Below are 18,724 nucleotides of genomic sequence, written 5' to 3'. Positions count from 1 at the left end.
CATTTTTTAATCTTAAAAAACTTGGGTTGTCCGGATTGAATCATGACAACCCAAGTTTTTTATGTAATTTAGCACAGCAATCCACAGCTGGAGTCCTAATGTGAATGTACCTATTGAATGACGTATCGAACATAGAGGAGTACAACATATTCCGAAGGCCAACGTAAAAGGATCAATAACCAAGTATGCAGCAAATAGAATCATACATCAATACATTAAAAGAAGGTGATGAAATGGCTTTATGCTTTTTTATGGATCATTTTGGTCATTCGTTACGCTATTTTGCCTTTTCCTACCTCCGCAACAAAACCGACGCCGAAGAAATTGTCTCCGATGTTTTTGTTAAGTTATGGAATAATCGACAAAAGGTAGAGAATTATGAAAGCCTGAAGGCCTTTCTTTTTATCGCTACTAAAAATGCCTGTATCGATATGCAAAGAACGACGCAATTCAAAATACGGAAAGAGGAGCTCGATATTCTTCAGCATATGTCGGTTCCGGAAGACGATGTACTCAAGAAAATATTCCGGACGGAACTCACCGAATTGCTGCTTGCTGAAATAAATTTGCTCCCCAGACAGCAGGCTCAGATCTTCAAGCTCAGCTTTTTGGAAGGCTTGAATACCGAAGAAATTTGTGAAACATTAAACACAACCGCATCGACCGTCTATTATGCAAGGTCTAAGGCATTATACGCATTAAAAGAAAGGTTCAAATCTAAAAAATTTGAATACCTCAGTGTTCTTATGCTATCCGCATGGTATGCCTTCAAAGGATAATTAACTCCCTTCAATTTCCCGCATCCGACCCCTAGATAGATCAATAGGCTATTCACACGGTATACTTTCCAAGGTTAACCACCTTCAGGCAATACTTCCCGTCCAACGTTGGAACGGTTTAAAAAAATACAAACAGCTGTTTATCAGTAAACTAAGAAAGCAATAATTTTAAAAAACTAGAAACAAAAAAAAGCTTAGCATTCGGTCGGGCGACCTGCTAAGCTTTTATAAATACCTCTTTGTAAGAGGCAATCAACCTAAACCTAGGACAAAGATAGTGCTTCAAATGATATAAACAAAAATTTTGTTATATTTTTTTTCAACTCCCATAAATTTGTTTTAGGATAGTAATCACAAAAGGAATAGTAAGTGTACAATGTACACTACAATCTTTTTGCATTTTTCAATGGGCTATTTTTTTGATAGCTTCGCTCAGCGCCTCCCAACCACCGTATTTAACTCGTGCATTATTTAAATTTACTATGTAATAAGGGAGCACTCCTTTGCTTCGTTTTATCAAGCACTCTTATTCTTTACAGGTTCAATTGGATGCATAAACAGGGTCCGAAATGATGGATTGCCCTTTTTAAAGATCCTTTTAACAATCGCTACAACTATCCTGCTAGTTTGAGCATCAAGTCCAGTTTCAACTAGCATACGCCTGACTTATCGCGACAGTATTTGTGCGACCTAAACAATCATATTTCATTTTTTTATTTAGTAACTTTGGAAACAATCAAAAATAAAATAACATGTTTACTGGAATCATAGAAACCTTAGGAAAAATAGAAAATATCGAACAGGAGAAAAGTAATATCCATTTTTACGTCAGTTCTGCTATTTCCAATGAACTTAAAATAGACCAAAGCGTTAGTCATAATGGTGTTTGTCTTACTGTAGTAGGATTAAACAATGATCTCCATAAAGTGACAGCAATTGACGAAACCCTACAGAAGACAAATCTGGCTCAGTTAAAGGTGGGCGATCTGATCAATCTGGAACGCTGTACTTTGGCAGGCGGAAGATTTGATGGACATATCGTTCAGGGACATGTGGATCAGACTGCGCGTTGTATCCAAAAGAAAGATGAAAATGGTAGTTTTATTTTTACCTTTCAATACGATGTTTCCAAGCAAAATATCACCGTAGAAAAAGGATCCATTACCGTAAATGGTATCAGCTTGACAGTAGTCGATTCTAAAGACGATCAGTTCTCCGTTGCAATCATTCCATATACGCTAGAGCATACCAACTTGCAGCAGGTTGAAGTGGGGAGCACAGTCAACTTGGAGTTTGATATCATCGGGAAATATGTCACGAAGATAATGGCTTTGCGCGCTTAAAAAATTCACTTTTCTTCCTTGGGTTTAAAGGTAATCCAAGGAAGTTCATCCTTACACGCTTTATTTCGGGGCCTAACTGTATACTTGATTTATTCCAAATAGTGCCCCTGACGGATCAGTAATGCGCGATATTTATTGAATACACTCGATTTGGAAACAAAGCCCATATATTTATTTTCGTCCCCTAAAACCGGAAGTATCCACGTATCGTCCTTATTCATTTTAGCCATCACGATTTCCATGTTTTCGTTGATCCCAACGGTATCATTTGGCTTCTGCGCTAATTTCTCAAAGGTGGTATCTCCCCCATCCACTTCGCCCAATAAGACTGAAAATAGAAACTCACTATAAAGAAGTCCCATAAATTTGCCCTCATAATCAACCACGGGAAAGATATTGCGTTTACTATGGATGATGTCTGTTTGTCGACCTTTTGGTGTTTCGTCAGGGCGTAAGATCACAAAATTAGTTTCCAATACATATTTAATCCGCATCATACTTAACACGGATCGATCCTTATCTTCATAAGAAATCAGATCGCCAGACTCCGCCAATACCTTGGTGTAAATGGAATGCTTTAGCACGGCCCGATTAATCAAATAAGAAATGGAACAAACCAACATCAATGGAACCATTAACGTATAACCTCCGGTCACTTCAGCAATCAAAAATATGCCCGTCAACGGCGCGTGCATAATGCCACTCAACGCACCGGCCATCCCCGCTACCACAAAATTTGGTACATTTAACTCGGCTATTCCGGTTAAGTTTACACCATACGAAAATGCAAATCCTAATAATCCGCCCATGACTAAACTTGGTCCAAATACCCCACCATTTCCGCCACCATTTAAGGTAAATAATGCAGCAAAAGATTTCCCAAATAAGGTTAATATCGTATAGCCCAGGACAACTAATCCCATATCTTTATAGTCTGAAAACAGACTGTTCTTAACAATCGAATTAAACTGACCATTCAGAATCTGCTGAATGGTAATATAGCCCTCACCATACAGTGCCGGGAATACAAAAATCATCAGACCTAAAGCAATTCCACTGACCCAGACTTTATTATAGGGATTCTTAATCCTAGAAAACCATTTACCCACACTTCTGGAAACACGTGCAAAGTAAATCGTATAAAGCCCAATCAACACGGCCAACAAGAGGTAAAATACTAAGGCCGAAACCTGCCAGTCGGAATTAAACGTACTGAATAAAGGCTCATTATAAAGCACACGAGAGACAACAGAAGCCAATGCAGATGAGATCAGCAAAGGAATGAACACGGGAATTGAAAATTCTGGAAGCAAAATCTCGATGGCAAAAATCATTCCGGCCAAAGGGCTGTTGAATGCACCTGAAATTCCTGCTGCTGCACCGCAAGCCAATAACATGGTAACTTCCTTATACTGCAGTCCAAAAAAACGGGCGATATTAGAACCGATGGAAGACCCGCCCAAAGCAACCGGTGCTTCCAAACCACAGGAACCGCCAAAGCCAACGGTTATAGCTGAGGTCACTACCTGAGAATAAATATTACTGGGATCCAATCGGCTGCCTTTCCGACTAATGGCATAGATAATGGGTGTAATCCCATGTTCCATCTTCTTCCCTTTCAGAAATTTGCGAACAAAAAACACGCTGAGCAAAATTCCGATCAATGGAAAAATTAAGTAAACTGAGTATTTTACTTTCCAGTCGATATCATCCTGTATAGTCGTTGCAATAAAATGGGTTAATCTTTTCAGTACAGATGCCATAATACCACCAACAATTCCAACCAAAAATGCGAGTATAATAATAAAGTTCCGGTTAGAAACTTTCTTCATTCGCCATTGATTGATCTGGTCTATTTTTTTAAAAAAACGTCTTTTGAGGTTTCCCATATCGTTCTATTGAAAGCTCAACACTTCCTTCTTCTTTTTTGTTTTGAATTTATCGGGTACTACGGCCAATATTTCTCTTTCCAGCGCCTGGATGGCCTGTCTCTTCACATAGTTCTGTGTGGTCACCAATGATATCTCGCGTACCGGTTCTGGTGATTTGAAATAACGGATACGATCCAATTGTTCGTCGGAATAATCCCAAATCGACAATTCAGGCAATATGGTGATGCCGTCGTTGATATCGACCATACGTTTTAAGGTCTCTACGCTACCGGTGTTATATTCAAATCTTCCCGTAAGATCTTGATTGTGTTTGTGGTGACAAATATTAAGTACCTGCCCACGCATACAATGCCCCTCATTGAGCAACCAAAGTTTATCATCGGCAATATCATCACCACTCAGTATTTTTTTTGGAAACAGGGGGCTATTGACTGAGATATAGGCAACAAAATTTTCGTAAAATAAGGGCGACTCCAAAATCCCAGGATCATTTAAAGGAGTAGATAGCACACCACAGTCCAAAAGTCCGACCTTCAATTCATGCACAATCCGTTCTGTGGTATATTCCCATATCTGCAATTGTAGCTTCGGATATTTTTCCATAAATGTGGTCAGCACATTCGGAAGTAAATAAGGTGCGATTGTCGGGATAACACCGACCCTTAGCGTGCCCTCAATTTCCCCTTTTTTATCCTGTACAATCTCATTGATTTTTCGGCTTTCCGTCAATACCATTCGAGCTTGAAGAATAATTTTCTCGCCGATTTCTGTAGGAACAACAGGCTGACGGCTCCGATCAAAGATTTTTGCCCCTAAAGACTCTTCGAGTTTTTGTATTTGCATGCTCAACGTAGGTTGTGTGACAAAACATTTTTCTGCAGCTGCAACAAAACTTCGGTAGGTATCAACAGCTATAATATATTCCAATTGGATTAAGGTCATCTTACTATCTTTAAAGCACAAAATTACGAATCCTGTCGTAAACCAATGTCAAATCCTTTACAATTAAAGTCAACAGGCGTATTTGGCCTGCCGATTATACAATAAATACCTTGCCAAAAAGATCCTGTATATCCACTATTGTTACATTAGTTCACATAAAAATCGATTTCATCGAAATGCTTTTCTTAAATTTGGAGATTTACAACAGTTGATAGTTAAAATCCTATGAAGTTTATAAATCGTACGACAATTGCACTAGCTTTATTCTTAACCATGGCAAACAGTCCTTATAGCAAGGCAAATCCTGATGAGGGAATGTTTCCATTGAGCGAATTAAATAGAGCTGGATTGAAGAAAGCCGGATTAAAGATCAGTGAGAGAGACATCTACAATCCTGGTCAGGTCGGACTGGTAGATGCCCTGGTTCAAGTCAGTGGATGTACCGGATCGTTTGTCTCAAACCGTGGTCTGATTATTACCAATCATCATTGTGCTTTTTCTGCCGTTCAACTTGCGAGTACAGCAATCAACAATTACCTAAAAAACGGTTTTGTCGCACAAAATCAAGAACAGGAAATTGAGGCAAAAGGATTAAAAATAAGAATTACCGATTCTTATGAGGATGTTTCCGCTAAAATATTAAATGCTGTCGCCAACATCAGCGATCCTGTGGAGCGTATCAATACGATCAAACGTAAACAACAAGAACTGGTTAAACAAGCTGAAAAGGAAGATCCGACGATTAAAGCTGAAGTATCGGAAATGTTTATCGGCAAAAGCTATGTCCTATTCCGTTATAAAACAATTGAAGACGTTCGTTTGGTTTATATTCCACGTCAAAACATCGGTGAATTTGGTGGAGAGACCGATAACTGGGTATGGCCACGCCACACGGGAGATTATTCTTTTCTGAGAGCTTATGTCGGCAAAGACGGAAAATCTGCACCTTATTCTAAAGATAACGTTCCTTACCAGCCAAAAAAACACCTTAAAGTCAATCCAAATGGTGTACGGGAAAATGATTTCACCTTTATCCTTGGTTATCCCGGAAAAACATTCCGACACAGACCAGCACAATATATTCAATATCAACAGGAATATCTTTTGCCTTACGTATCCAACCTGTATGATTTCCAAAATAAACAGATGGAGGAAGCAGGAAAAGACAATACCGATATCGCCCTGTCCTTGGCAACACGCATAAAACGTAATGCCAATGTATTGAAAAACTATCGTGGTAAACTCAAGGGCTTACGAGGAATCGACTTGCTATCGACAAAAAAACAAGAAGACGAAGCATTGGCAGCGTTTATTTTAAGTAAACCTGAACTGAAAAACAAATATGGAAGTCTACTCGCTGATATTGATGCCTATTATCAGCTCAGTGATCAAGATGCCCTGAAAGAACTTTGGATCAACAATATTTACAATAGCACAAGCTTATTGAAAGTAGCTCGCGACCTAAACGTTCTGAAAACCAACTTAGCCAAGGAAAAATCATCCCAGGCGGCCAAACAGCTTTTCGATTTAAATATTGAAAAGTTAAAAACAGCACTTAAAGAAACTTACGAAAGCTACAATAAGCAAGCTGATCAGCGTATTTTTGCCCGAATGCTGGAAGACGCCATCGCATTCCAAGGTAAAAATCAATTGGCCTCCATTCAGAAATTGCAATTTAATACGGCTACTGCTCAAGAATTTGCCACAGAAATCATCCAAAACAGCAAACTTGCCGATCAAAAATATATACTGAATACCGTCTTGGCCAATGCCGATGCATTGCAGAAATTTGACGACAAATTATTGGATTTCCAGGGCAAGCTGAACAATGACATTGTCGATTTCGCAGCTGAGCAAAAAAGACGTGAAGGGATACTGAACAAATTAATGGGCGATTATGTCGCCGTCAAGGAAATTTTCCAGGCCAAGAACTTTATTCCTGATGCAAATTCAACCTTACGTCTTACTTACGGGCACATCAAAGGCTACTCGCCTGCTGACGCAACCTATATGAAACCGTTTACAACAATTGAAGGGATTATTCAAAAAGGAAATCTTGGTTTAGCAGAATTTGACTATCCACAAGAAATCAAGACAGCTTACCTCAATAAAAATTTTGGTCCTTATGTTCAAAAAGACCTGGGATCCGTGCCGGTCAATATCTTATATGATATGGATACCACAGGCGGAAATTCAGGATCTCCAATTATGAATGCCAATGGTGAATTAATCGGTGTAAATTTTGATCGTGCTTACGACGCAACAATTAATGATTTCGCTTGGAACGAGAGTTACAGCAGATCCATCGGAGTCGACATTCGTTATGTCCTCTGGGTTGCCGATAAAATTGACAACGCGCATTTTATCCTGAAAGAAATGGGTATCTAATCTGGTCTAAAACAAGGCGCGAGAAAGCCGCTGCATCTCTCGATGCAGCGGCTTTCTTTGTTCACCACGCTATTTCCGATTCGCCCGGAGGCATGCCACTATGAACGAAGAATTCACCGTAAATCAGAACCTATTCATCTAACTCAGAATAGCTTCGCATACTATTTTGCCCCTTGGAGCAAAGAAGAGAAAACAGTCTTCAAACGCAACAAGCCTGTTGTCAATACCTCCCTTGAACAAGCAACGTTGAGGCGAATAAAGTCATCACTCCCCTTCCCGTACATCGCACCTACATTCACCTGCACATGCGCTTCGTCCAATAAGAGCTTTCCCAATTTTCGACTTGAAATCCCCAAAGCGGCGCAATCTACCCACACAAGATAAGTACCCTCCAAAGGAAGCACATGCAAAGCAGGCAGATGTTCGTTCATAAAGCCTTTCAAATACAGATAATTTGCATGGATGTAGCTTAAAGCCTGATCCAACCATTCCCCGCCCCACTCATACGCAGCGATCAAGCCCGTAATGGCAAAGGGACTTATGCTACTGATCTCATTAGCTAAGAAAGCCTGTTGCACCTTCCTCTTGAGTTCAGGATCGGCCACGAGGACTGTAGCGACCTGCAATCCCGCCAAATTAAAGGTTTTACTCGGTGCTACACAGGTAATCGAATTCGCCAAAAAGGCTGCACTGATACTTCCAAAAGGAATATGTGTATAGCCTTCAAATACCAGATCGCAATGAATTTCATCTGAAATGACTAAAACTTGGTGCCGCAAACAGATTTCACCAAGACGTTCAAGCTCAGCTCGGGTCCAAACTCGCCCAGCAGGGTTATGTGGGCTACATAAAATAAATAACTTGACTTTCGGATCACTTGCTTTATGCTCAAAATCCTCAAAATCGATCGTATACTCGCCATTACGATAAATCAGGTCATTGGAAACCACCTCGGCTTGATTGCGTTCTATGGAAGAAAAAAAACAATGATATACAGGCTCTTGCACCAAAACCTTATCTCCGGACGATGTCAATGCGCTAACCAAAGCCGAAAGCGCCGGTACCACACCGATAACAGGAAGTATCCATTCCGGTTGAAGTACAAATTTATGTCGCCGTGAGGACCAGCTCATCACTGCGCTGTAAAAAGCAGCTGGAATCGTAGCATAACCATATACAGCATGTTGAACCCGTTTCGCAAGTGCATCCACGACTGGTTGTGCTGCTGGAAAGTCCATATCCGCAACCCAGAGTGGAATTAAATCGGCATAATCGTGTTGATTCCATTTGACCGAATCGGTACCACGACGAACAATCGTTTTGTCAAAATTATAGATCATACAGCAATTTAATTAAAATTAGGAGGCATTTGCAATAAAAATACGATAAAGTAAAAAAGGGTTCAGTTCGCACGATAAATTACCTAGTATAGACTAAAATGTATAACGCAACTCGACGGGCGTCGTAGACAACGTGCATTTAAAAAATCCAGTATACCCGGATAAGCAGAAAGCGCTATCTTTACAGAAAATAGCATAACAACTATGGCCAAAAACAACTTTTCATTCCGTGCCAGATTAAAGAGTTTTCGCTACGCCTTCAGCGGGCTGAAAACAGCCTGGCAGGAAGAACACAATTTCAGGGTGCATTGTATCGCGGCCATTATGGCCATACTGCTATCCTTTGTTCTTCACATCCGTACCCATGAATGGATTGCTGTACTATTTGCCATTGGTTTTGTATTCGTCTGTGAATTGTTAAATACTGCATTGGAGAATATGGCTGACTTTATCTGTCCTGAAGATAACCCAAACATCAAAAAGATGAAAGATGTCGCCGCAGCGGCAGTGATGATAAGCAGCATCACTGCACTATTGATCGGCCTCTTAATTTTTACGCCAAAGCTGATCTCATTGGCCCTTCGTTACATTTTCTAACGCAAATTTCTCATCAAAAGCGATCTTCTTCGGATCGACAAAATACATTTTCCCAGCTTTCTCTTCCATTGCACCATAACCTTCCACTGCACGTCCACTGGATAGTTTAAATATCACCTGACGGACGGATTCTTGTCCTTCAGAAGAAAAAGTATAATCGGCCGTTAAAATCCCCGCCTTTAATAGCCCATCAATGTGTCCGCTATTACGATCTTTTTCCTTCCAAGCATAGCTTAGATCACCATGTACTTTTTCTCCATCAACAGTGATTGACAGCGAAATTGTATCTCCATTTTTAAGGTACCGGTATGTACTCTTTCCACTAAGAAACCCCGCGGTATCCAATGGTTGAGTAGTTTGAACAGTATCATCGCGTTTCGTTGAAGTAACTTGTTTTTTTTGTTCCTGATGGCAGCCCGCGCAACACAGCAACATTATAAATCCGAAATTTATTATTCTCATCGTATCGTTTTTGTTTGATCGTATAGATAGCAATTCAAAAGAATTTTTGTTTTAAATAACTACCATTTAAAATTTTCAAATTCAAAAAACAAAAAGCAACTGAATATTGTTTATAAGTTAGATAGCAGTCTACTATTTTAGCACGATATAAGCTATTAAAAATAAACAATTTAGTAACAATAAAATTATCGCAGACTTATTGTAAAGCTAATTTTTATTAGTAAATTGTACACTATAAAATTCAGGAATTCTTAACCAATATTAGTATGAAAGATGTAAGCTTTAAGAAATTTGATAGTGGATGTACATCACTCACAAAATTGTCCATTGAAACAGACTTGGCTATTATTGTTAAAGAGCAAGTTACCATTTCTTCCGAATCCAAAATTGAAAAACTCAGACGCTGTAAAGAAGAATTACTTAAGAGCCTTTGGTTTGTTCAACGTCAATGTTGAGATAACAGTTTCCTCCAAATTTCGACTATCCGCCGATCAGCATCTATGGTCTGATCGCCACACATTCATGTCACTTTTAACACAAAATAAGCCCCTCCGCTTTATGTTTCGAGGGGCTTTTAAGATATCCAGTTATGCGATATCGCAAGGATTAAAGCGATTTCAAATGTTTATAGTTAGACTTGATGGTATCCCACACTTCTTCGAAATTACCCGACAACATTAATTTTGCCATACTTTCTGTCATCCCTTTCATTTGACTGAAGGAGATCTTGGGCGGCATGGCGAGCGCGTTGGGATTGGTATATATATCAATCAGGACAGGCTCATCGACAATCCCAAAAGCCTCATGGATAACACCATCCACATCCTGGGGTTGAGTGACCGTAAATGCACGTATGCCCATCGCCTGGGCGATCATCGCAAAATCTGGATTGACCATATTGGTTTCCTGATCTTTAAGACCCGATACCTGCATTTCCAATTTCACCATACCAAGTGCACGATTGTTGAAGACGATGATTTTGATCGGCAGATTATATTGTTTTATTGTTGCCAGATCACCCAACAACATGGACAGTCCTCCGTCACCACAAAAAGCAATAACCTGGCGCTCAGGATGTGTCAATGCAGCGCCTATAGCCATTGGCATGGCATTAGCCATAGACCCATGATTGAAAGACCCCAGCATGATTCGATCCTTTTGCTGATTAATATAACGTGCTCCCCAAACACAGCACATCCCGGTATCAAGCAAGAAAATCGCATCATCACTGGCTTTCTGATCAATGGTATGCGCGACAAATTCCGGCTGTATTGCGCATTCGCTGCCTGAATCCTCCACATACGTCATGAGATCTTCCTTGACCTTTTCATAAGAAGCAAGCTGCTTCTCCAGAAATTTCGTATCCGAACGCGCTTCCACAAAAGGCAATACAGCCTTAATGGTATGTTCAATATCGCCCACTAATCCATAATCTACGATAGATCTGCGCCCTAGCTTTTCACCTTCAATATCAATCTGGATAATGGTTTTGTTGGTCGGTATAAAATCCTTATAAGGAAAATCAGTCCCCAAAAGTAAAATAAGATCGGAATGATGCATACTTTGAAAAGCCGAAGCCATTCCTAGAAGTCCTGTCATCCCGATTTCATTGGGATTGTCGCGTTGAATATCCATCTTTGCTTTAAATGAATAACCTACTGGCGCATGGATTTTTTGTGATAACGCTACTATTTGCTGCTGTGCTTTCTTGGCTCCCACACCACAGAACAAGGTTATCTTTTCTGCCTGATTGATATATTGTGCCAATCGCCCAATTTCCATCTCCGAAGGTCTAATTTGCGGCTCGGTAAAAAACACTTTCGTTGCAGTGTTCATCTGAACGGCTTCCATTTCTGATACATCACCAGGTAGGCCGATAACTGCGACATCCCGTTTAGAGATAGCCTGTTGTAATGCATTTTGCACCATACGTTGTACCTGCTCCGGCCGAGTGATCATTTGATTGTAGCAAGAACAATCATCAAACAGTTTGATTGGATTGGTTTCTTGAAAATAATCGGTTCCAAATTCATATGTAGCACAGGTTGATGCGATCACAAGCATGGGTACACGTGTCTTGTGTGCTTCATAAACACCATTGATCAGATGCACATGCCCCGGCCCACTACTTCCGGCACAACAGGCGATCCCGTGCAAATCAGCCTCTGCCGTTGCGGCAAATGCCCCCACTTCCTCATGCCTGACATGTATCCATTGCATCGTTCCATCTGCATGAACAGCTTCGTTGAAAAAATTTAAACTATCGCCCGTTACGGCATAAATACGCTGAATTCCCGCATCCTTTAAAAGACCCACAATCTGGTGTGCTACATTTTTCATACTTATACTATAATTTAAGATTTTGTGATAGCGGCATCGTGCAAACTCTATTGCCGCTACTTAATAACAACAATAATGTAGCATAATGGTTTGGGACATTAGCTGAACAGGTCTGTCGTTTCCCAAGCGCATAAACTGGTCAAATGTGCAACAATAGCCTCAATTTGGAGCTGGGATACGTGGAGCCCAAATTTAAGCCAACAATCCGTTACACTTAAAATACTCAGCGATTGTATTCAACAAAAAAAGCTGTTTCAACTTGATTGAAACAGCTTTTTTAAAAATGATAGCTTGGATAAATCCTTAGTTGATTTGTCGCGACAACTCATCGACAAAACGTTTTGCATCATTGAGATCTTTATTCCAGTCCGCATAGCGTTTAGCAGTATTTAATTTTGCTATTTTTGCATTTAGCTTCGCTAGGTTGGCTTGATCTTTTGATTTTTCCAACTTCGCCTTCAAAATGCCGACTTTGGTATAATCTTGAATACCTTCTAACATACGCTCGTAACGGATAGAGCTTCTTCCTTGCGGATAAACGATATACGTGTCTCCTGCCGGCCATGTACGGAACCTTGAATCACGCAGTGGATCCTTCACCCAGGAGTTGAATGCCCAACGTAATGCCCCATCGAAGCCTGCCGCCAGCGCATACCAAGCCATATAGGTGGATTCTGCTGGATCCGAGAACGTAAATTGGTTTGGAAATTCGTCCGAGCAACACACATAAAATGTCGTGATATATCCTTTTTTACGTCGCTCAATAAGATCTTTCTGATCAAAAGGATCTCCAGCGGCAACGCTGATATCTGTACTCTTATGATAGCGTTGGTAGCTTTTGTGATTATCAGCAAATGCAACACCAAATTCGGGCGCTACTTTTTCCAACAAGGCGATCGCTGGATCCATTTCTTCCCGGCCTCTTTCATCCATCGCAATATTGGTAATTTTTAACCAGCCCTTTGCGGTAATGTGCTTACTAAAATCCTTTAAGAAAGGCGTCCATAGCTCCTCAAATATTGCTGTACCGGGTTTTGCAATCACATTGACCAGTTCATTTTTGCTCTCATCGAAATAATGTACCTCATTATTCCATGGCAAAAGCGAATAGCAATTGATCTGTTTGTTAACACCTAGATCCATCATAAAGTTTACCCATCGATCAAAAACAGTATAATCATAAGTCCAGGAACCATCTTTTGCCTTCTTCCAGGTGATCATATCCGCATAGGGATCATAGGTCTGTACGTTCCACGCATCCTTATTTAAAGTCGCGGTAATCACTTTTTGCCCTGCAGCTGCAAGCTGTTTCATGGTCGGCTTCAACGCTTCAAAATGTTCATCGCTCCACATCTTCACGTTATTGACCCGAGCCACAGCAGAAGGATGCTGCCATTGGTCCAAATGATAAGTCCACTGCGATGATGGTGGCAGCACATGATTTTGGACATTGACGATCAGCTGTAATTGCTCTTTCACCTTGCCATTTTGCTGAACCGAAATTGTCGTTTTATATTGTCCAGCGGCAGCTTCCTTGGGAACCTTTACAGTAATCCATACAGGACGGACTTTCTTCGCTTCAAGGTCATAGCTTTTGAGATCATCCAACATGTCTGCTGAAAGAGAAGCTTTAAAATCTTCTGGCTTACGGTGGCCACAGCCACTTGCAAATTCATCAGTCATGACATAACGAACAAAACGCGCTTGTACCGCATCACTGCCAATCACCTGGCCTGTTGTAGATTTTAATTCACTTGCCGATACAGCGACATGCGCTGTGGCAACACTGGTCCATAACAATACCTGCGCCGATACTTGTTCACCTTTCCAGGCATCTACAGTCGCCGTACGTTGTGTTGTCAGATTTGGATTGACAGATTTGGGGTAACGTTTGTCTATCGATACAAACGACGCATGTAGGCCGGCTTTAACATTCGACCAATTGGATAAAGTATCCTTTGTCGGATCGGCCATTTCAGTAAATGTTGTCCCTGTAGCAAAACGCTGCTGGGAAAATCCCGGATTACTGCCGCAAAATAGCATACAAGCCAGGGCAATAGAAGAATAAATTGTAGTTTTAGGCATAACAGTTATAATTAACAAAACTTTAGCGAAGCGATAATCTTCTTTCCAGCCCAGGAGCAGGGTGCTCGCAGAAAAAAGGCAAACAACTTCTGTTTGCCTTAAAAATAGTAAAATTTTATTTATCTATAACTAACTTTGTTCAAAAATTTCAGAAAGTGCTTTATACAGCTCAGGATGATGGCTCTTGAATTTCGCCGGGTTCTCAAAGAAATATTCAGACGCAACTGCAAAAAACTCGGCTGGATTGGTCATGCCATATACATCAATATCAGATTTATTCGCCTTTATCTTGGTAATTTCTTCCCGTATCAGGTTCATAAAAGGAATGACTGAAGTTTTATCCATCAAATGTGTAGGAATGCCATCCACGGTACCATCGGTTTTATCGATCAAGTGTACAAATTCGTGTATTGCTGTATTCTGTCCATCCTTTGGATTCCTAAAGCCATACTCCAATGCCGATTTGGACAATATCATTTGTCCGTTCATGGCTCCCTCACCCACCATCCCCATAATATTGCGGTCAGCATGGCCTTCAAATTCATATGCCGTATTGAATTGGGAAGGATAAACCAAAATATTGGTCAAATTGGGATAAGTCCATTTCTTAAAGGCAAATATTGGGATAATTGCACTGGCGGCAATCATCATATAATCTTTCAACTCAACCGCTACGCCCACACCTTCAATTTTAACTGTATCCAAAAATTTTAAACAGCGGGTTTCAAATTCCATTTTATCCGCATCGGTCAGATTGCGGTAATAGGCAACTTCTTTTTCCAGAATTTCCTTTCCTTCGTCGCTTAATACACGTTTAATGGCTTTGCTGTTTTTGGCCGTACGATTTAACAGGTAATAAACAACATAAATGGTTACTGGTATAAGCAGTATAATAAATAGTTTTCCTAACATATTAGTTGATCTGTATCCATTTGGGATCCCGAGCCTGCAAATTACGCAAAAAGCCTTTAAAATGTGAGGTTCCGAATAAGATTAAAATCTTTTGCTGTGGGGCGTCAGCAACTAATGATGCCAGGTTTTCTTCCCTTTTTTTCATGACAAATTCTTTATCAAATTTGTTCTTTAAGGCTGCTTTGATCGGTTTACAGGAATAAGGTTCTTGGAGCGGTGTTTTATAATCACAATCATCCAGTTTGATCGTACCATACAGGTATTCAAACTCGTCAAGCAATTTATTTTTGGGAATATCCGCATTCACCGCCGTTTCATAATTCACCAGGAAAAAGGAATAATCGGGCTGACTGATGATTCGTTGCCCCAGTTTACGGTACATGGGCGCCCGAAGAACCCTGGAGGTATCGCCCGGTATTTCAATACATTGCTGCAGCCCGAGCCGATTGCCCGTAAGTTTTCTAAATTTGCGGTCATATAGATCACGTTGTGCCGCGCTATCCACCTGATAAGCGATACTTTCATAAAAAACAACATAGCCCGAACGTTGGAGGGAATCTACAGCGCGCTGAATTTGATCATAGTATACCCGCGTACCCAAATGCCGCATTGGAATATAAACGACTGACCGATCGCCATGGCGAAGCTCAAATTTTCGCGAGGCATCACGCAAGACGCCTGTACCTTGAACCATCAATGAGGTATCACAACCTACAATGACAACCAGTATAAAAAAAAGGGAGATAATCTGTATCAATCGCATACTACTCATTATAATATCTATTCTTTGCTAGCAAAGACAATACCATCTGACGTTAATTTGCCGGTATTAGACAAATTTTGACTTCAGCTAACTGCTTTTCAAGCTTTTCAAGATACTTTTATGATAACATGAAATGATAACAATATATTATCTCCCCTGTTCTATAAATTTTATAGGCTTGTCAATCCTATTGTTGTTCCGTTTGGAATAACAGCATTTTTTTTGATGACAACAATGCCGTCACAAATGGTATAGGTGGGATGATTAGCGTTCAACAAATGGGGTCCACCATTGATCCGGACATCGTTGCCGATACGGCAATTTTTATCCAAAATAGCATTCTCAATATAACACCGTTCGCCAACACCAACCACAGGTATATTTTTGCGCTTTGCTTCCTCCATATCGACAAGATCCTCATAATAGTCTGACCCCATCATATAGGTGCCGCGTACCACAGATCCTGTACCAATCCGTGAACGAACCCCCACGACGGAACGGTCTATTTTATCCGCTTGGATAATACAGCCATCCGAAATGACCGAATTAATTAATGTTGTACCCGAAATCTTAGAAGGCGGCAACATCCTTGGACGGGTGAAAACCGTATTTTTATCAAACAGATTGAAGGCCGGAATATTATCGGTCAAACCAATGTTGGCTTCATAGAAAGATCCTATGGTACCAATGTCTGTCCAATAACCCTCAAATTGATAGCTAAGTACTCTATTTGTATCAATGGCATCGGGAATAATTTCTTTTCCAAAATCCATTCCGCGATTCTCTTCAAGCATACGTTTCAGGACGCCTTTTGAAAAAACATAAATACCCATAGAAGCCAGGTATTCCCTGCCCTCACCCTTTAAATGATCGCTCACTTCTGAACTCCAGTCTACGAGCTGCTCGCTATTCGGCTTCTCGATAAAAGAGGTAATATGATTCTTTTCATCCGATTTCAGTATACCAAAACCGGTGGCATCTTTGGCGTTTACTGGTATAGTGGCAATGGTCAGGTCGCCTTCGTTTTCGACATGGAAGTCAACCAGGGCATCAAAATCCATTTGATATAGCTGATCCCCTGATAAAATCAGTACATAGTCATAATCAATACTCGCCAGCTTCCGAAACGATCGTCGCACGGCATCGGCCGTACCCTCGAACCATTTGTCGCCATCGTTGGTCTGTTCAGCAGCCAGAATATCGACAAAGCCCTTGCTAAAAATACTAAAGTTGTAGGTATTCTTAATGTGGGAGTTGAGCGACGAAGAATTGAATTGTGTCAACACAAAAATCTTGTTAAAACCCGAATTAAGACAATTCGAGATGGGAATGTCCACCAAGCGATATTTCCCGGCAATGGGAACTGCTGGCTTAGACCGTTGATCGGTCAATGGATACAGACGTGAGCCCCTTCCTCCGCCCAAGACGATAGCTACTACATTATGACGTGACATATCAAATTACATTAATTGGTTATATAGACTTATATACTTCGCTGCAGATTTATCCCAAGAAAAATCCAAATGCATCATTTTACGTTGATTCTCCTCAAACTGCTTTTTACTGTCGTAAAAATTTATAGCCCGGACAATCGCTGCACTAATTTCAGTGATTGTCAGACTATCAAAACCTATACCGTAGCCATCATTTTTCAGATCGATTACCGTATCTTTTAATCCCCCCACCCGATGCACGATCGGCAATGTACCGTACTTCATTGCATAGAGCTGATTAAGCCCACAGGGCTCAACGCGGGAAGGCATTAAAAGAAAATCCGCACTGGCATAAAGCCAATGGGCAAGATTTTCATCATAACCAAAGAACACATCAAAATTATCTATTCCATCATCGACGAGTGATTTCACTCGCGACTGGATCACTGGGTCTCCGGCACCCAGTATAAATATACTTAATCTATCGCGATATTTCTCTGTCAAATCCAAAATTATCTCCGGTAGTAAATCTGCTCCCTTTTCTGTTGCAAATCGGCCGATAAAAACAAGCAATGGCCGATCTGGATTGATCTTATACTGCTTCGCCAAAGCCTCCTTATTTTTCAACTTGCCAGCAAAAGCTTGTACAGCATCGTAGTTTTCCAGCAAAGTATAATCAATTTTGGGATCCCAGATTTCCCAGTCAATTCCATTGACAATACCAACGGATTTATTCCGTTCATCATAAAATAACTGCTGTAAACCATTCGCTTCCACATAAAGCTCTTCCAGATATCCTTCAGAGACCGTTGTGTAGGCATCGCAACATTTAATGAGGGCTGCAAGCGGATTAATTAGACCATCCCAGTCCAATAATCCCCATTTCCAACTATCGAAAGCGGGCAACAGAATAGCTTTGCTCCAATGTGTCCAGCCCTGATACTGCCCATTGTGCACGGTGGCTACCGTTTTAACGTCGGCCAGAAAATTATAGTCATTGCTATACTTCATCAAAAAAGGCATCAAACCGACATGATGATCGTGGCAATGCACTATATCAGGTACTATCGCTTTATCCTTAAACCACGCCAACACAGCATGTTGAAAGGCGATAAATTGCTCACCTTCATCCGGATAACAATATACCTCCTGCCGATCGAGTTTACCTGGAATCTTAATCAGGTAGAGTTCAAAACCAAGGACCTGTTGATCTTCCTTATAAACGCCGTAGCGCAGCAATTCAGATCCTTGATAAAAAGTACCTTCATGAACTAGGCTAAAAGCATGATCCCTTACAAAAGGACGATCATACCAGGGCATGACAACCGCTGCCTCCCAGCCCAGCTTGGTTTGGTATTTAGGCAGTGCCCCCACGACATCCGCGAGGCCACCCACTTTGGCCACGGGATAACATTCTACACTCAAGTGAAATACGTTCATTCTTCTTT

At 40.8% G+C, this 18,724-nt stretch carries 14 protein-coding genes; 4 read left to right on the top strand and 10 right to left on the bottom strand.

The window, feature by feature from the left end; genetic code table 11:
* The first annotated feature begins 185 nt into the window (after positions 1-185).
* Together AAW12_RS22230 and AAW12_RS22225 are read left to right on the top strand one after the other, a co-directional pair.
* The gene (locus AAW12_RS22230) at positions 186-779 is read left to right on the top strand and encodes an RNA polymerase sigma factor (protein ID WP_046675861.1); all 594 of its coding nucleotides are present in this window, start codon (positions 186-188) and stop codon (positions 777-779) included.
* A gap of 752 nt (positions 780-1,531) precedes the next feature.
* Positions 1,532-2,122 carry a riboflavin synthase gene (locus AAW12_RS22225; RefSeq protein ID WP_046675860.1) on the top strand — a complete coding sequence of 197 codons (591 nt, stop codon included), beginning with the start codon at positions 1,532-1,534 and terminating at the stop codon, positions 2,120-2,122.
* Between the two features lie 89 nt (positions 2,123-2,211).
* Here the strand turns inward: AAW12_RS22225 and AAW12_RS22220 are convergent, their stop codons facing one another.
* Complete coding sequence (locus AAW12_RS22220; protein ID WP_046675859.1) at positions 2,212-4,011, bottom strand: chloride channel protein; 1,800 nt, start codon at positions 4,009-4,011, stop codon at positions 2,212-2,214.
* A 6-nt stretch (positions 4,012-4,017) separates the two neighbouring features.
* A complete protein-coding gene (locus AAW12_RS22215; RefSeq protein ID WP_046675858.1) occupies positions 4,018-4,956 on the bottom strand; it encodes a hydrogen peroxide-inducible genes activator in 939 nt (312 codons plus the stop codon).
* Positions 4,957-5,181: 225 nt separating this feature from the next.
* On the opposite strand from AAW12_RS22215, the gene AAW12_RS22210 reads away from it, so the two are divergent.
* Positions 5,182-7,344, top strand: coding sequence for a S46 family peptidase (locus AAW12_RS22210; protein ID WP_046675857.1), 2,163 nt, complete (start codon positions 5,182-5,184; stop codon positions 7,342-7,344).
* Positions 7,345-7,505: 161 nt separating this feature from the next.
* Here AAW12_RS22210 and AAW12_RS22205 read toward each other — a convergent pair whose 3' ends face one another.
* Positions 7,506-8,684 (bottom strand): MalY/PatB family protein, encoded by a 1,179-nt coding sequence (locus tag AAW12_RS22205; RefSeq protein WP_046675856.1) that lies wholly within the window; start codon positions 8,682-8,684, stop codon positions 7,506-7,508.
* A gap of 204 nt (positions 8,685-8,888) precedes the next feature.
* Between AAW12_RS22205 and AAW12_RS22200 the strand changes: the two genes are divergently transcribed.
* On the top strand, positions 8,889-9,281 hold the full coding sequence (locus tag AAW12_RS22200; RefSeq protein WP_046675855.1) for a diacylglycerol kinase family protein: 393 nt from the start codon (positions 8,889-8,891) through the stop codon (positions 9,279-9,281).
* Here the strand turns inward: AAW12_RS22200 and AAW12_RS22195 are convergent.
* From AAW12_RS22195 to AAW12_RS22160, 7 genes are all read right to left on the bottom strand, one after another.
* Positions 9,255-9,743: a hypothetical protein gene (locus tag AAW12_RS22195; protein ID WP_156167729.1), complete on the bottom strand. Its 489-nt coding sequence runs from the start codon at positions 9,741-9,743 to the stop codon at positions 9,255-9,257. The two genes, AAW12_RS22200 and AAW12_RS22195, sit on opposite strands and share 27 nt — an antisense overlap.
* Positions 9,744-10,349: 606 nt before the next feature.
* Complete coding sequence (locus AAW12_RS22185) at positions 10,350-12,083, bottom strand: thiamine pyrophosphate-dependent enzyme (RefSeq protein WP_046675852.1); 1,734 nt, start codon at positions 12,081-12,083, stop codon at positions 10,350-10,352.
* A gap of 303 nt (positions 12,084-12,386) precedes the next feature.
* The gene (locus AAW12_RS22180; RefSeq protein ID WP_197084139.1) at positions 12,387-14,168 is read right to left on the bottom strand and encodes a DUF4091 domain-containing protein; all 1,782 of its coding nucleotides are present in this window, start codon (positions 14,166-14,168) and stop codon (positions 12,387-12,389) included.
* A gap of 129 nt (positions 14,169-14,297) precedes the next feature.
* Positions 14,298-15,080, bottom strand: coding sequence for a zinc-dependent peptidase (locus AAW12_RS22175; protein ID WP_046675850.1), 783 nt, complete (start codon positions 15,078-15,080; stop codon positions 14,298-14,300).
* Position 15,081: 1 nt separating this feature from the next.
* Positions 15,082-15,843 carry a hypothetical protein gene (locus tag AAW12_RS22170; protein ID WP_046675849.1) on the bottom strand — a complete coding sequence of 254 codons (762 nt, stop codon included), beginning with the start codon at positions 15,841-15,843 and terminating at the stop codon, positions 15,082-15,084.
* 170 nt (positions 15,844-16,013) lie between these two features.
* Positions 16,014-17,297: a glucose-1-phosphate adenylyltransferase gene (locus AAW12_RS22165; protein ID WP_046675848.1), complete on the bottom strand. Its 1,284-nt coding sequence runs from the start codon at positions 17,295-17,297 to the stop codon at positions 16,014-16,016.
* Positions 17,298-17,303: 6 nt separating this feature from the next.
* Positions 17,304-18,716 carry a glycogen synthase gene (locus AAW12_RS22160; protein ID WP_046675847.1) on the bottom strand — a complete coding sequence of 471 codons (1,413 nt, stop codon included), beginning with the start codon at positions 18,714-18,716 and terminating at the stop codon, positions 17,304-17,306.
* Positions 18,717-18,724: the final 8 nt, after the last annotated feature.

Source organism: Sphingobacterium sp. Ag1 (assembly GCF_000988325.1).
In the GTDB taxonomy this organism is placed as follows: Bacteria; Bacteroidota; Bacteroidia; order Sphingobacteriales; family Sphingobacteriaceae; genus Sphingobacterium.
Note: the sequence above shows the minus strand (reverse complement) of the source record. Positions and strands in the feature narration are given on the sequence as shown.